This is a genomic window from Psychromarinibacter halotolerans, from assembly GCF_029168315.1.
In the GTDB taxonomy this organism is placed as follows: domain Bacteria; phylum Pseudomonadota; class Alphaproteobacteria; order Rhodobacterales; family Rhodobacteraceae; genus Psychromarinibacter; species Psychromarinibacter halotolerans.
This window is the reverse complement of sequence record NZ_JARGYD010000006.1, coordinates 14353-27880: the sequence shown is the minus strand read 5'-3', so window position 1 is coordinate 27880 and position 13528 is coordinate 14353. Positions and strand designations below refer to the sequence as shown.

The window sequence follows — 13528 nt, the reverse complement described above, 5'->3', positions numbered from 1 at the left end:
GGCAACGCAGGCTTCGCAATGCGCCTGCCGCCCCGACACGCCGTCTAGACCTGCATAGCCGTCCGCCGCATCTTTCGTTTCCCGTCGCCCTGCCCTAAAAGCCCCGAAATGGGCCGCCGGACGGCCCGACACGGACCACGCCGGGGGACGACATGCAGGAACCGCAGATAACCGATGACCTGATTGCAGCCCACGGGCTGAAACCTGACGAGTATGCACGCATCCTCGACATCATCGGGCGCGAGCCGACGTTCACCGAACTCGGTATCTTCTCGGCCATGTGGAACGAGCACTGTTCCTACAAGTCATCCAAGAAATGGCTGCGCACCCTGCCCACCGACGGCCCGCAGGTCATCTGCGGCCCCGGCGAAAACGCGGGCGTGGTGGACATCGGCGACGGTCAGGCCGTCGTCTTCAAGATGGAAAGCCACAACCACCCCTCGTACATCGAACCCTATCAGGGCGCGGCGACCGGCGTGGGCGGCATCCTGCGCGACGTGTTCACGATGGGCGCCCGACCCATCGCGGCGATGAACTCGCTGTCGTTCGGCGAGACCGATCATCCGAAAACGCGCCAGCTGGTGCACGGCGTGGTGGAAGGGATCGGCGGCTATGGCAACGCGTTCGGCGTGCCCACCGTCGGCGGCGAAGTGCGGTTCCACGCCGCCTACAACGGCAACTGTCTGGTCAACGCCTTCGCGGCGGGCCTCGCCGATGCCGACAAGATCTTCTACTCGGCGGCCTCGGGCGTCGGGATGCCCGTCGTCTATCTTGGTGCCAAGACCGGCCGCGACGGCGTCGGCGGCGCGACGATGGCCTCGGCCGAGTTCGACGACACGATCGAGGAAAAACGCCCCACCGTTCAGGTCGGCGACCCGTTCACCGAGAAACGCCTCCTGGAAGCCTGCCTAGAGCTGATGACCACCGGCGCCGTGATCTCGATTCAGGACATGGGCGCGGCGGGCCTGACCTGCTCGGCGGTCGAGATGGGCGACAAGGGCGGTCTGGGCGTGAAGCTGACGCTTGACGACGTGCCCCAGCGCGAAACCGGCATGACCGCCTACGAAATGATGCTGTCGGAAAGCCAAGAGCGGATGCTCATGGTGCTGAACCCCGAGAAAGAGGACGTTGCCCGCGCGATCTTCGAAAAGTGGGACCTCGACTTTGCCATCGTCGGCGAAACCATCGCCGAGGACCGCTTCCTGATCGTGCACGGGAACGAGACGAAGGCCGACCTTCCGCTGTCCAAGCTGTCTTCGACCGCACCGGAATACGACCGCCCGTGGACCCCGACCGAAGCGGCCGAGCCGCTGGCCGACGTGCCGGGCATCGATCCGATCGACGGGCTGAAGGCGCTGATTTCCAGCCCGAACTATGCGGCCAAGCAGTGGGTTTACGAACAGTACGACAGCCAGGTCATGGCCGACACGGCGCGCGCGCCCGGTCTTGGCGCCGGCATCGTGCGGGTGCATGGCACGCCGAAGATGCTGGCCTTCACGTCTGACGTGACGCCTCGCTATGTGCGCGCCAACCCCGAGGAAGGCGGCAAGCAGGCGGTGGCGGAAGCCTACCGCAACCTGACCGCCGTGGGCGCCACGCCGCTGGCCACCACCGACAACCTGAACTTCGGCAACCCCGAAAAGCCCGAGATCATGGGCCAGTTCGTCGGCGCCATCAAAGGCATCGGCGCCGCCTGCGCCGCCCTTGGCACGCCCATCGTGTCCGGCAACGTGTCGCTGTACAACGAAACCGACGGCACCGGCATCCTGCCCACCCCGACCATCGGCGCCGTGGGCCTGATCGCGGACGAAGATCACCTGATCGCCGGCGAAGCGCGCGAGGGCCATGTCGCCCTGCTGATCGGCGAGACGACCGGCCACCTTGGTCAATCGGCCCTGCTGGCAGAGGTCTTCAACCGCGAGGACGGCGACGCGCCGCATGTCGATCTGGAGGCCGAGAAGCGGAACGGCGATTTCATCCGCGACAACCGCGCCTTTATCAAGGCCTGCACCGACCTGTCGGACGGCGGGCTGGCGCTGGCCGCGTTCGAGATGGCGGAGGCCGCCGGGATCGGCGTCTCGCTGGACTCGGGAGACACCGCAGAACTGTTCGGCGAAGATCAGGCGCGCTACCTCGTCGCGTGCAACTTCGATCAGGCCGAGGCGCTGATGGTCGCGGCGGGACAGGCGGGCGTGCCGCTGTCGACGGTCGGCCGCTTCACCGGGTCCGACGTCAGCTTTGGCGGCGCCTCTGCCCCGCTGGAAGACCTGGCGGCGATCTACCGCGGCGCCTTCGCGGACACGCTGGGCTAGGCCATGCGTTGCGCGATCCGTCTTACCGATACGCCCCTCCGCGCCGGTCGCCCGCCGGTCAGCGCGGGCCATCGGGGGACGGCATGACCCAGCTTCCCGACCTTGCCGCCGATTGCGATGCCTGCGCCGCGCTGTGCTGCGTGGGCCTCGCGTTCGACGAGGGCGACGATTTTGCCATCGACAAGCCAGCCGGCCTGCCCTGCCCGAACCTGAAGCGTCACGACTGCACGATCTACGACAACCTCGAAGGCGAAGGGTTTCGCGGCTGCGCGGTCTATGACTGCGAGGGGGCCGGTCAGCGCACGGTCGAGGTGCACGGCGGCAAAAGCTGGCAGGACGAACTGCCGCTGCTGGCGCCGATGCTGGAGACGTTCCGCCATCTGCGCCTGATCCACCAGTTGCTTGGCCTTCTGGAAACGGCCCGCGCGCTGCCGCTGGACGAAGAAGAAGAGGAACGTCATTTCGAACTGGTCGAGGCGCTGTGCCCCGAGGAAATGACGCCCGAAGCCGCGGAACAGATCGCGGGCGGCCCTGTCCCGCGCGAGGTGCAGGCCTTCCTGCGCAGCCTTGCCCACCATGTCTGAGCCCTTGCGGCTTTGATGCACGAAGAATACATCTGACATCAGGAAGACCGGAGACCACCCAATGGCGATGCAGGCACAGGAAATCGAGGACCTGATCCGCGAGACGTTCCCCGCGGCGCAGATCACCATCACCGACATGGCCGGTGACGGTAACCACTATGCCGCCGAGGTCATCGACGAAAGCTTTCGCGGCATGAACCGGGTGCAGCAACAGCGCGCCGTCTATGCCGCGCTGAAGGGCAAGATGGACGGCGCCCACGGCGAGTTGCACGCGCTCGCGTTGACCACCAAGGCCCCGGCGGACTGACCGGTGCGGCGGCCGGCATGATCGAGCCTTGGGTGTTCGTCGCGATTGCCGCGATCGCGTTCGCCCTGCTGGGTCGCTGGCTACGCACACCGCAACAGCCGCTGTACAGGCCGCGCGGACCAAGGGACGACACCGGCTCGCCCGACGCTTCGCCCGATAACAGCGTCGCGGCTGAGAAAGCCGAAGACGTATCGCAAGACACGCCGGCGCGCCGCCGACCCACCTACGGCGCTGCGCGCTACCGAACCAAAAGAGACTAGGAGACCGCTATGACCGCCGAGACCCAGATCAAGGACACCGTGACCAGCAACGACGTCGTGCTGTTCATGAAAGGCACCAAGACCATGCCCCAGTGCGGCTTTTCCAGCCGCGTGGCCGGCGTGCTGAACTTCATGGGCGTCGAGTATGCCGACGTGAACGTGCTGGCCGACGACGAGATCCGTCAGGGCATCAAGGACTATTCCGACTGGCCTACGATCCCGCAGCTTTACGTCAAGGGAGAGTTCGTCGGCGGCTGTGACATCATCACCGAGATGACCCTGTCCGGCGAACTGGACAAGCTGTTCGACGACCAAGGCGTGACCTACGACAAGGACGCCGCCGAAAAGATCCGGGCCGCGAACGCCTGATCCAACGCCCGCCCCGGCCTGTGTGCCGGGGCGCCGTTTTGGCGAGCTGTTTCGGCCGTTGCGCAACCTATAGTTGCACATAAAGAAACACACTTATCCGTAAATTGAACACACCTCCGGGTGAACGGGCCTCCATTCGGGGCCCGCTTTACGTTATGTTAACTTCGCTGCCCCAAAACCGGGCGCATGTGTTTACGGGTGCTTTTCTGGTGACGTCATGACGATCGGTTCGCTCATCATCGGAACGTTTCTTGCCCTGTCCGCTGCGGCGACGGTTCTGCTTCTTCTGGTGCTTGCCGGGGCCCGGCGGCTGAGGGTGCGGGAAGCCTATCACAGGATCGCGGCGGACCACGGCTGGACCTACGCCTTTCACCCGCAGGACGAACGCCACAGCTGCCGCCATGAATTCCGCCACCCCGTCGAAGGCTGGTGCCTGACGCTTCAGGACCGGCGCGACGCCCGCCGTGGGCGGGCCAGCCGCCGACTTGGAAAGGCAACCGGCCGCGCCGCCGTGTCCCGGGTTGGCCCCTGTGCCGAATTCATCGATCCACGGCCCCTGATCCCCGTCGGGCTGGCGGTGTTGGGTCCGGCGCTGTCCAACGGCGACGGATCGGCCGAAGACGCCTGGACCGAAGGGTCCGAGGACGCGGGCCGCACGCGTGTCGAACGCCTCGCGGGAAATCTTGGGCGCGACCGCCACCTTCTGCGCAGTGTAGATGACCAGCCGGGCCCGGGGCAGCTTTTGGCGACGCCGGGCGCGGAAAACGCGCTGGACGACATTCGCGGCGCGCCGGAACTGGGCCTTGCCCAGCCGGACCGCGTCGCCCCGCAGCCCGTCGTCATGCGCGGCGCCTTCGGGATGCGCCTGCGGCTGGGCCGCCCCCTGCGCGGCCAGACCGAGATCGAGGAATTCGTAAGCCTTGGCAAACGCCTGAGCGGCAACCTTCACGTCTGCTGACGGACCGCTGCCGCGCGCGACGCCAGTCGCCTGTCGCGGCACGCGGCAGCCTTGCTGATCCGAAATTACTCACCGGGGCGCCCGCCCCGCATTCACCGGGCAGGCGCACGATACGCGATGGCCGCGTCGGCGGGCCGGTTCAGCCCGCCAGTTTCTGTTCGATGGAGGCGGCGATGTATTCCGCGCGGGTCGCCAGCGTGTCCAGCTCTTCGGCCAGCCCCTCGGGCATGGTCGGAACCTCGATCCGCATCGGTTCCGGCGCGGCGGGTGCTGGCGCATCGCGCAGCTTCTGCACCTCGGCCTCGGCGGCATTTGCCCGTGCCTCGGCCGCCTTCAGCTGCTCATCCATACCCGCGGCCTTGTCCGCCAGCATCAGCCCGGCCATCAGCAGGACGCGGGATTCCGGCAAGCGGCCCGCCTGCCCGGCCAGCACCTGCGCCTCGGTGTCCAGCATCTGGGCGGCGGCATTCAGGTACTGTTCCTCACCCTCTTGGCAGGCGACGGCGTAATCGCGGCCGCCGATCCGGATCGTGACCTCAGGCATCGCTATTCTCCTCGAGCAGGGGCTTCAGCTCGCCCAGGATGGCGTCCATCTCGGCCCGGTCGCCATCGCGCGCGACGCGCAGGCCTTCAAGTTCCGACATCATCGCCTGGTTGATCAGGTGCGGCTCGGCCACGCCGTCCTCGGCCGCCTCGCGCAGCGCCTGAATCGACTGGCGCAGCTGGGTGTTGGTGCGGCGCATCCGCTGCGCCTGAATCTCGTAGTCGGCAAGTTCCTGCTTCAGGCGATCGACCTCGCCCTGCAGTTCGCGCTCGCGACGGTCGACCTTGTCCTTCAGCGACCGGACGCGTTCTTCAAGCTGCGCGGTCACCTCTTTCTCGGCGGCCAGCGCCTCGGTCACGCGCGCGTGCTCGTCGGGGTCAACCTCGGGCCCGGTCGAGGGGACCGAAAGCTCTTCCACACCGGCGCCGATCCGTTCCAGCGCCTCGCTCAGGCGACGCTGCAATTCGGTGATCTCTGACATAGACTGTTCCTGTCCTCGTCTCTCGTCTGCGCGGTCCCTGCGCCGCCCCTCCCGAATCAAGCGCCGCCGCGTCTTGGCGCAATTCTAGCCGTGCGTTTCCTGAAATGCTGCCCCCCTTTTCCCGCCAAGGGTTTACAAGGCGCGCTTGATCCGACCCGGCAAGACCCCGCGCGGCGCAGCTTGCACTTGCGCGCGACGCTGGTATCACGCGCGCAACAGTTTTGACTCAGAAGGAAGCGCCTTCATGGAAATCTCCGATCTCAAGGCCAACCACCCCGAGCACTGGAAAAAGGCGTCAGCCATCCGCGCGCTGGCGATGGATGCGGTCGCCGCCGCCAATTCCGGGCACTCCGGGATGCCGATGGGCATGGCCGACATCGCGACCGTCCTGTTCGAAAAGCACCTGAAGTTCGACGCCGCCGCCCCCGGCTGGCCCGACCGCGACCGCTTTATCGTGTCGAACGGCCACGGCTCGATGCTGCTGTACGCGCTGCTGTACCTGACCGGCTCGCCCGAGATCACGCTGGATGAGATCAAGAATTTCCGCCAGATGGGCGCCAAGACCGCAGGCCACCCGGAGAACACCGAGGCCGTGGGCATCGAAGTCACCACCGGCCCGCTGGGTCAGGGCATCTCGAACTCGGTCGGCTTCGCCATCGCCGAGGAAGTGCTGCGCGCCCGCTACGGCAAGAAGGTCGTGGATCACCACACCTACGTGTTCGCCGGTGACGGCTGCCTGATGGAAGGCATCAGCCAGGAAGCCATCGGTCTTGCCGGCCGCAACAAGCTGGGCAAGCTGATCGTCTTCTTCGACGACAACTCGATCACCATCGACGGCAAGGTCGAACTGGCCGACATCACCGACCAGCCCGCCCGCTTCAAGGCGTCCGGCTGGCACGTTCAGGAAATCGACGGCCACGACCCCGAGGCCATCGACGCCGCCATCGAGGCTGCGAAGAAGTCCAGCAAGCCGTCGATGATCGCCTGCAAGACGCATATCGCGCTTGGCTCGTCCGCGCAGGACACCGCCAAGGGCCACGGCGCGCTGACCGACGCGCAGCTGATCGCCGACACCAAGGCCGCTTACGGCTGGGACTTCGGCCCATTCGAGATCCCGGCGGACGTGAAATCCGCGTGGGAAGCCATCGGATCGCGCGGCCAGTCCGAGCACGCCGCGTGGAAGGACCGCTTTGCCGAGCTTTCGGACGGCAAGCAGGCGCAGTTCAACCGCGAGCTGTCCGGCGAGACGCCGAAGAAACTCGCCTCGGCGATCCGCAAGTTCAAGAAAGAGATGTCGGAAGAGAAGCCCAAGCTTGCCACGCGCGCCGCGTCGCAGAAGGTGCTTGAGGTTCTCAACCCGATCCTGCCCGAGACCATCGGCGGGTCCGCCGACCTGACCGGGTCGAACAACACCAACACGCCGGACCTTGGCCTGTTCGGGCCCGACAACCGCAAGGGCCGCTACATCCACTACGGCATCCGCGAACACGGCATGGCCGCGGCGATGAACGGCATGGCGCTGCATGGCGGCGTAAAGCCCTACGGCGGCACGTTCTTCTGCTTCACCGACTACGCCCGTCCCGCGATGCGCCTGTCGGCCCTGTCGCGGATCGGCGTCACCTACGTGATGACGCACGATTCCATCGGCCTTGGCGAAGACGGCCCGACGCACCAGCCGGTGGAACATCTGGCCATGCTGCGCGCGACGCCGAACATGCTGGTGCTGCGTCCCGCCGACATCGTCGAGACCGCCGAGGCGTGGGAAATCGCGATGAACCGGCACGACGGGCCGACCACGCTGGTGCTGACCCGTCAGGGCCTGCCCACCGTCCGCGTCGAGCACAAGACCAAGAACCTGACCGAACAGGGCGCCTATGTCCTGGCCGAGGCCGAGGGCAAGCGTCAGGTCATCCTGATGGCCACCGGCTCGGAAGTGTCGGTCGCGCTGGCTGCGCGCGATGCGCTGCAGGCCGAGGGGATCGGCACCCGCGTGGTGTCGATGCCGTCGTGGGAGCTGTTCTCGCGGCAGGACGAAAGCTATCGCAAGCGCGTCCTGCCCGCCGGGCCGGTCCGCGTCGCCATCGAGGCCGGCGTGCGTCTGGGATGGGACAAGTGGCTGCTTGGCGAACGCGGGCGCGAGGCAAAAGCCGGTTTCGTCGGCATGTCGTCCTTCGGCGCCTCTGCCCCGGCGGAGGAATTGTTCGAAAAGTTCGGCATCACCGCAGAGAACACCGTCGCGACGGTGAAGGGCCTGCTGTAAGCACCCATTCCGCTTTGAACCACCGGACGGCCCGCCAACTGGCGGGCCGTTCGCGTTTCACCTGCGGCGCGCGGCACACGGCGGCCCGCAAACCTGCCCGGCCCCGCATGGACTTTCGCGCCCGTTCCGCCCTATCACCTCGGCAGTGCCCATGTGTCCCCGGAGGAGCGGCGACCGTTGACCAACACCATCGCCATCGTTCTTGGACTGCTGCTTGTCGCCTTCTTTGCGTATGACGGCCTGCAAATGGACTGGGCGATGACGGTCTTTCTGGGCCGCAAGGGGCTGGAATTCGTCGAATGGCTCGCCTTCTGGCGCTAACAGTGCGCCGGCCTAGGTTGACCTTTGCCGCAAAAACCCATTCAAAACCCGTGACGCGGGCCGCATTTACCGGCCTGCCGCGTGACCACGGAAACCGGAAGGAGATCCCAGCATGGCCGTGAAAGTTGCAATCAACGGATTTGGTCGGATCGGGCGCAACGTCCTGCGCGCGATCATCGAGTCGGGCCGCACCGATATCGAGGTGGTCGCGATCAACGACCTCGGCCCGGTCGAGACCAACGCACACCTCCTTCGCTATGACAGCGTGCACGGCCGGTTCCCCGCGACCGTCACCACCAGCGAGGACACCATCGACGTCGGCCGTGGCCCGATGAAGGTCACCGCGATCCGCAACCCGGCTGAACTGCCGTGGGGCGACGTGGACATCATCATGGAATGCACCGGCATCTTCACCTCGAAGGAAAAGTGCCAGCCGCATCTGGAAACCGGCGCCAAGCGCGTTCTGATCTCCGCCCCCGGTACCGACGCCGACAAGACCATCGTCTACGGCGTGAACCACGACCAGCTGACCGCCGACGACATCATCGTGTCGAACGCGTCCTGCACCACCAACTGCCTGTCGCCGGTGGTGAAGGTGCTGAACGACGAGATCGGCATCGTCAAAGGTTTCATGACCACGATCCACAGCTACACCGGCGACCAGCCCACGCTGGACACGATGCACAAGGATCTGTACCGCGCCCGCGCCGCCGCGCTGTCGATGATCCCGACCTCGACCGGTGCCGCCAAGGCCGTGGGTCTTGTGCTGCCCGAACTGAACGGCAAGCTGGACGGCGTCGCGATCCGCGTGCCGACCCCGAACGTGTCGGTCGTCGACCTGACCTTCGAGGCCGCCCGCGACACCACCGTGGAAGAGATCAACGACAAGATCCGCGCCGCCGCCGATGGCCCGCTGAAGGGCGTGCTGGGCTACACGGATGAGAAACTGGTTTCGACCGACTTCAACCACGACCCGCACTCGTCGGTGTTCCACACCGATCAGACCAAGGTCATGGAAGGCACCATGTGCCGCATCCTGACGTGGTACGACAACGAGTGGGGCTTCTCGAACCGCATGAGCGACACCGCCGTCGCGATGGGCAAGCTGATCTAAGGGCCTGGTAGCGCAACCGCGCATAGCTACCTTCGGGGCGTCGGGACACTCCCGGCGCCCTTTTCTTTTGTTAACAGCATCCTAATTCGGAATTAACGGATTTTGCTGCGTTGCAGAAAATGCATAGCGAACCTGCACAAACGCCGGATTGTGCAGCGCTAACACCGGGTCCAAATAGGGGTCATCGAAAAGACAAACCCTGGAGACGGAAATGACCTTCCTCGACAACTTCCGCGTCGCCCGTGAAAAGCGCAAGCTCTACAACCGCACCGTGGCCGAAATCGAATCCCTGCCGCGCGACGTCGCGCTGGACCTCGGCATCTTCCCGGAAGACGCACGCCGCATCGCTCGCGAAGCCGTCTACGGCTAATAGCTTGCCAGGTGGCGGGAGAATCCCGGCACTTCGGATGACGACCGAGCACTGGTAACGGGTCCGCCTTAGGGCCCGTACCCTCTGGTCCCGGCGGCGCAAGACGCCACGGTCGATTAGGACCTTCCCAAGATACGATACGTTGCAAGCCGCACGTCAGGCGCTTTCCGCGCCCGTGCGGCTTATGGCGTTCAGATCCTGCCGCAAATCCTCGACCTTGTCCGGCGACGCCAGAAGCGCGTCGACCTCTTCGTGCGTGGCGCGCCAGACCGGCAGCGCCTGCGCCAGCACCGCCTCGCCCTCGGCGCTCAGCAACAGGCGCCGGCTGCGGGCGTCCTTTTCGTCCCGCCGCACCTCGACTAGCCCGCGCCGCGTCAGCGGTTTCAGCGCCGCCGTCAGGGTGGTGCGGTCCATCGCCAGCAACTCGACAAGGTCCGAGATGCGCGGCGGCTCTGGCCGGTTCAGCGACATCAGCAACGAAAACTGGCCGTTGGTCAGGCCAAAGGGCCGCAGCGCCTCGTCAAAGCGCCGCGCCAAAGCCCGCGCCGCCCGCTGCACATGCAGACACAGGCACCGGTCCCGTACTTCAAGCGTCGCGGCATATGGCAGATCATCCCTCATCCCGGGGATCATATGTTGACATCAACCATAGCTTCAACCGCCCCAGCCGCGACAAAGGCCCGCCCCCTTCCGGGGACGGGCTATGCAGGTCGTGGCACCCCGGACGGCGCAACACGCGACCGCTTTGAGCCTGTACCTGCACCAAGACGATAGTGTTAACGTGATGCCCAGAGTATCTGTGGTCGGATGCAGAGCATTAAAGTATCCAGCCTCGATCACGTCGAGCTTGATGAAATCCTTGAACCCAACGAGCACTTGATTTGGTCCGGTTTGCCGGGATACGGGCGACGTTTCCTAGAGGCGGTCGGAGATGAGCGGACAATTCACATTGCTGCGCTTGTCGGTGTCATCGTGATGTGGAGCACGTTGATTTTCATTGATCATGAGGCGCAGTTCGGGCGCACGGAAGCGATCTGGATCTATGGCGCACTCACCCTCGCGTTCCTCGGACTGTCGGTATCATTAGCCAGCCAACGTCAATATGTCCTCCGTAACCTCGTTTACTTCGTCACCGACAGCCGCGCTATCATCTGCCGGCGTGGAAGAAACTGGCGGGCAGGAGTGCGGGTATACATCGTTTCGTGCCCGCACTCCGGGACATACCCTTACTCGCTCATCGCGACCCGCCCATATCCATCCTTGCAAATCGGAACGTTGCTTTCCGATGATCAAGTCCAGCCATTCGGTCTTGGGCTGTCTCATCCAGGGCACTCTATTCTACGGGATCGGACCACTTCGATTGTTACCTTCGATTACATCCCCGATGCACAGGCCGTGTTGGAGATGATCCGTTCCCAATCACATTAAGAGAGGCTGCCGCCTATACGCCTTGCGGCGCTGCGGACTGGCGACGATCGCTGAGCTTTTTTCATTCAGGCAGTCACCTGCACCACTTAGTGAAATGGCAGGGTTATCCGCCGCCTCAACCTTCATCACGCACGACAAAGGCCCGCCCCCTTCCGGGGACGGGCCTTTCTTCCGGCGCGATGATAAGCGCCCTACCCTGCGTAGCCGAACAGCCGCGGCAGCCACAGCACGATGCCCGGGAACAGGATCATCGCCATCAGCGCAGCCAGCAGCACGAACAGGAACAGCCAGATCTCGCGGATGATCTCGGTCAGCGGGATGCGGGTCACCGCGTTGATGACGAACAGCAGCACGCCGTAGGGCGGCGTGATCAGGCCGATCATGCAGTTTACCACCGCGACCACACCGAAGTGCACAAGGTCGATGCCCAGTTCACGGCAGGTCGGCAGGAACAGCGGGATGATCACAAGGATGATCGTCGTCGCGTCCAGCAGGCAGCCCAGCAGCAGCAGCAGCACGTTCACGCCCAGCAGGAACACCAGCGGATGCACGTCCAGACCGACCATGTGCTCGGCCAGCATGCTGGGAATGTTCTCGGACGCCACGATGTAGTTCAGGATCAGCGCGCCGCCGATGACCAGACCGATGGCGGCCGAGGACCGGGCGGATTCGACCATGATCTGCCCCAGCGCCTTCAGGCTGATCGAGCGATAGAACACCCCCGCCAGCACCAGCGCGTAGAACGCCGCGACGGCGGCCGCCTCGGTCGGCGTGGTGACGCCGCCATAGATGCCGTACAGCAGGATCGCGGGCATCAGCAGCGCCGGGAAAGCGCGCACGGTCAGGCGCGGCAAGTCGGTCAGCGGCACGGGCTCGTCCAGCGCGAAGTCGCGCCGCCACGAGATCCACCAGTTCACCGCCATCAGCACGACGCCCATCAGCAGACCCGGGAAGATGCCGCCAAGGAACAGGTAGCCGATCGAGGTATTGGACACGAGCGCGTACAGAACCATCGGGATCGACGGCGGGATGATCGGGCCGATGGTGGCCGAGGCCGCGGTGATCGCGGCGGCATAGCCACGGGTGTAATGGCCCGTCTTGGTCATCATCTCGATGATGATCTTGCCGATGCCCGCCGCGTCGGCCACGGCCGACCCGGACATGCCCGAGAAGATCAGCGAGGCCACGACGTTCACATGGCCCATGCCGCCCCGGAACCGGCCCACCAGCGCGATGCAGAAGCGCAGCAGACGGTCGCTGATGGTGCCGGCGTTCATGATACCGGCGGCGACGATGAACAGCGGAACCGCCAGCAGGATGAACGACTGGTACAGCCCGTCCATCAGCACCTTGCCCGCCACGCCGATGCTTTCGCCGGCGGCAAACAGGTACACGATCGAGGACACAAGGATCGCGTAGGCGATCGGGATGCCGATCCCGGCAAGGAAGAACAGCGCGCCAAGGCACAGGAGGAACTCGATCGTCATTATTCCTGTCCCTCCGGCAGGTGCGTTTCGACCTCGGGGGCCTTGCGGAAGGCCTGCACGACGTACCACGCATAGCGCAGCGACACGGCGACGAGGAACAGGATGTAGACCGAATAGATGTCGCGCATCCGGATCCAGTCACCGAAGACCTGCGACAGCGTGGCCGTGCGTTTCAGGCGCAGGATTGCGAACCGGTCCCACGTGGGTTCGATCGACAGGACCAGCGCCACGCACAGCGCAAGCCCGCCGACGATCGCGAAGACCCGGCGCACGTTGGGGCGCACGGTGTTGTAGATGATGTCAAACGTGACGTGGTCGCGGTCGCGCACCACGAAGGCGTTGCCGAAGAAGATCAGCATCACCCACAGCAACAGACAGAATTCCAGCGTCCAGCCGTAGTTCGACGGCGCAAGGAAGGGGAATGTCTCGGGCACCCATGACAGGCGCGCGGAATAACGAACGACGATCTGTATGATGAAGGTCGCGAACATCGCCGCCATCATGAGGCCGGCTATGCCGTCCGCCACGCGGCGCAGGATGTGCAGGGTCTGGCGCATCGTGCAGGTCTCTCTCGGCTGTCTGGCCGTGGCGTGCCCCGGCCCGAGCGATGGGCCCGCGACACATGCGGTCAGGGTTGTCCCTTGCCCGATTTAGGGCAGGAAAGCGGGGGCACCGGGGCGCCCCCGCTCCGTTGGGTGGGGTCAGGTTGCGGGCGGTCGGCCGTCAGGCGCTG

The 13528-nt window shown here is 65.2% G+C and carries 16 protein-coding genes; 11 read left to right on the top strand and 5 right to left on the bottom strand.

Annotated features, from left to right (window positions below; all coding sequences use genetic code 11):
• The first annotated feature begins 152 nt into the window (after positions 1 to 152).
• The 6 genes from purL to P1K30_RS15355 all read left to right on the top strand — a co-directional run bounded on the left by purL (position 153) and on the right by P1K30_RS15355 (position 4790).
• On the top strand, positions 153 to 2312 hold the full coding sequence (purL, locus tag P1K30_RS15380; RefSeq protein WP_275633648.1) for a phosphoribosylformylglycinamidine synthase subunit PurL: 2160 nt from the start codon (positions 153 to 155) through the stop codon (positions 2310 to 2312).
• An 83-nt stretch (positions 2313 to 2395) separates the two neighbouring features.
• Positions 2396 to 2896, top strand: a complete 501-nt coding sequence (locus P1K30_RS15375) for a hypothetical protein (protein WP_275633647.1) — start codon at positions 2396 to 2398, stop codon at positions 2894 to 2896.
• A gap of 61 nt (positions 2897 to 2957) precedes the next feature.
• Complete coding sequence (locus P1K30_RS15370; protein WP_275633646.1) at positions 2958 to 3203, top strand: BolA/IbaG family iron-sulfur metabolism protein; 246 nt, start codon at positions 2958 to 2960, stop codon at positions 3201 to 3203.
• Positions 3204 to 3220: 17 nt separating this feature from the next.
• On the top strand, positions 3221 to 3463 hold the full coding sequence (locus P1K30_RS15365; protein WP_275633645.1) for a hypothetical protein: 243 nt from the start codon (positions 3221 to 3223) through the stop codon (positions 3461 to 3463).
• A gap of 9 nt (positions 3464 to 3472) precedes the next feature.
• Positions 3473 to 3832 carry a Grx4 family monothiol glutaredoxin gene (gene grxD / locus P1K30_RS15360; RefSeq protein WP_275633644.1) on the top strand — a complete coding sequence of 120 codons (360 nt, stop codon included), beginning with the start codon at positions 3473 to 3475 and terminating at the stop codon, positions 3830 to 3832.
• A gap of 217 nt (positions 3833 to 4049) precedes the next feature.
• Positions 4050 to 4790 carry a hypothetical protein gene (locus tag P1K30_RS15355; RefSeq protein WP_275633643.1) on the top strand — a complete coding sequence of 247 codons (741 nt, stop codon included), beginning with the start codon at positions 4050 to 4052 and terminating at the stop codon, positions 4788 to 4790.
• Between the two features lie 139 nt (positions 4791 to 4929).
• Here P1K30_RS15355 and P1K30_RS15350 read toward each other — a convergent pair whose 3' ends face one another.
• Both P1K30_RS15350 and P1K30_RS15345 read right to left on the bottom strand, forming a co-directional pair.
• Positions 4930 to 5334, bottom strand: a complete 405-nt coding sequence (locus P1K30_RS15350; RefSeq protein ID WP_275633642.1) for a cell division protein ZapA — start codon at positions 5332 to 5334, stop codon at positions 4930 to 4932.
• A complete protein-coding gene (locus P1K30_RS15345) occupies positions 5327 to 5815 on the bottom strand; it encodes a hypothetical protein (RefSeq protein ID WP_275633641.1) in 489 nt (162 codons plus the stop codon). The genes P1K30_RS15350 and P1K30_RS15345 overlap by 8 nt, the downstream gene beginning before the upstream one ends.
• 244 nt (positions 5816 to 6059) lie before the next feature.
• Between P1K30_RS15345 and tkt the strand changes: the two genes are divergently transcribed.
• The 4 genes from tkt (at position 6060) to P1K30_RS15325 (ending at position 9880) form a co-directional block, all read left to right on the top strand.
• The gene (tkt, locus tag P1K30_RS15340; protein ID WP_275633640.1) at positions 6060 to 8075 is read left to right on the top strand and encodes a transketolase; all 2016 of its coding nucleotides are present in this window, start codon (positions 6060 to 6062) and stop codon (positions 8073 to 8075) included.
• Positions 8076 to 8252: 177 nt separating this feature from the next.
• Entirely contained in the window at positions 8253 to 8396 is a 144-nt protein-coding gene (locus tag P1K30_RS15335; protein WP_275633639.1) for a hypothetical protein, read from the top strand.
• Positions 8397 to 8508: 112 nt separating this feature from the next.
• The gene (gap, locus tag P1K30_RS15330; protein WP_275633638.1) at positions 8509 to 9510 is read left to right on the top strand and encodes a type I glyceraldehyde-3-phosphate dehydrogenase; all 1002 of its coding nucleotides are present in this window, start codon (positions 8509 to 8511) and stop codon (positions 9508 to 9510) included.
• Between the two features lie 211 nt (positions 9511 to 9721).
• A complete protein-coding gene (locus P1K30_RS15325) occupies positions 9722 to 9880 on the top strand; it encodes a hypothetical protein (RefSeq protein ID WP_275633637.1) in 159 nt (52 codons plus the stop codon).
• A 156-nt stretch (positions 9881 to 10036) separates the two neighbouring features.
• On the opposite strand, the gene P1K30_RS15320 is transcribed toward P1K30_RS15325, so the two are convergent.
• Positions 10037 to 10501: a MarR family winged helix-turn-helix transcriptional regulator gene (locus P1K30_RS15320; protein ID WP_275633636.1), complete on the bottom strand. Its 465-nt coding sequence runs from the start codon at positions 10499 to 10501 to the stop codon at positions 10037 to 10039.
• Positions 10502 to 10687: 186 nt separating this feature from the next.
• On the opposite strand from P1K30_RS15320, the gene P1K30_RS15315 reads away from it, so the two are divergent.
• Entirely contained in the window at positions 10688 to 11308 is a 621-nt protein-coding gene (locus P1K30_RS15315; RefSeq protein ID WP_275633635.1) for a hypothetical protein, read from the top strand.
• Between the two features lie 191 nt (positions 11309 to 11499).
• On the opposite strand, the gene P1K30_RS15310 is transcribed toward P1K30_RS15315, so the two are convergent.
• Both P1K30_RS15310 and P1K30_RS15305 read right to left on the bottom strand, forming a co-directional pair.
• Positions 11500 to 12795 carry a TRAP transporter large permease gene (locus P1K30_RS15310; protein ID WP_275633634.1) on the bottom strand — a complete coding sequence of 432 codons (1296 nt, stop codon included), beginning with the start codon at positions 12793 to 12795 and terminating at the stop codon, positions 11500 to 11502.
• Complete coding sequence (locus P1K30_RS15305) at positions 12795 to 13352, bottom strand: TRAP transporter small permease (protein WP_275633633.1); 558 nt, start codon at positions 13350 to 13352, stop codon at positions 12795 to 12797. The genes P1K30_RS15310 and P1K30_RS15305 overlap by 1 nt, the downstream gene beginning before the upstream one ends.
• Between the last annotated feature and the right edge of the window lie 176 nt (positions 13353 to 13528).

Bases quoted from the DNA above. Each gene is read 5' to 3' on its own strand.
- grxD (WP_275633644.1), top strand. From the start codon at position 3,473: ATGACCGCCGAGACCCAGATCAAGGACACCGTGACCAGCAACGACGTC.
- P1K30_RS15320 (WP_275633636.1), bottom strand. From the start codon at position 10,501: ATGAGGGATGATCTGCCATATGCCGCGACGCTTGAAGTACGGGACCGG.
- P1K30_RS15355 (WP_275633643.1), top strand. From the start codon at position 4,050: ATGACGATCGGTTCGCTCATCATCGGAACGTTTCTTGCCCTGTCCGCT.
- P1K30_RS15345 (WP_275633641.1), bottom strand. From the start codon at position 5,815: ATGTCAGAGATCACCGAATTGCAGCGTCGCCTGAGCGAGGCGCTGGAA.
- P1K30_RS15305 (WP_275633633.1), bottom strand. From the start codon at position 13,352: ATGCGCCAGACCCTGCACATCCTGCGCCGCGTGGCGGACGGCATAGCC.
- P1K30_RS15375 (WP_275633647.1), top strand. From the start codon at position 2,396: ATGACCCAGCTTCCCGACCTTGCCGCCGATTGCGATGCCTGCGCCGCG.
- purL (WP_275633648.1), top strand. From the start codon at position 153: ATGCAGGAACCGCAGATAACCGATGACCTGATTGCAGCCCACGGGCTG.
- P1K30_RS15370 (WP_275633646.1), top strand. From the start codon at position 2,958: ATGGCGATGCAGGCACAGGAAATCGAGGACCTGATCCGCGAGACGTTC.
- gap (WP_275633638.1), top strand. From the start codon at position 8,509: ATGGCCGTGAAAGTTGCAATCAACGGATTTGGTCGGATCGGGCGCAAC.
- tkt (WP_275633640.1), top strand. From the start codon at position 6,060: ATGGAAATCTCCGATCTCAAGGCCAACCACCCCGAGCACTGGAAAAAG.
- P1K30_RS15350 (WP_275633642.1), bottom strand. From the start codon at position 5,334: ATGCCTGAGGTCACGATCCGGATCGGCGGCCGCGATTACGCCGTCGCC.
- P1K30_RS15315 (WP_275633635.1), top strand. From the start codon at position 10,688: ATGCAGAGCATTAAAGTATCCAGCCTCGATCACGTCGAGCTTGATGAA.
- P1K30_RS15365 (WP_275633645.1), top strand. From the start codon at position 3,221: ATGATCGAGCCTTGGGTGTTCGTCGCGATTGCCGCGATCGCGTTCGCC.
- P1K30_RS15325 (WP_275633637.1), top strand. From the start codon at position 9,722: ATGACCTTCCTCGACAACTTCCGCGTCGCCCGTGAAAAGCGCAAGCTC.
- P1K30_RS15310 (WP_275633634.1), bottom strand. From the start codon at position 12,795: ATGACGATCGAGTTCCTCCTGTGCCTTGGCGCGCTGTTCTTCCTTGCC.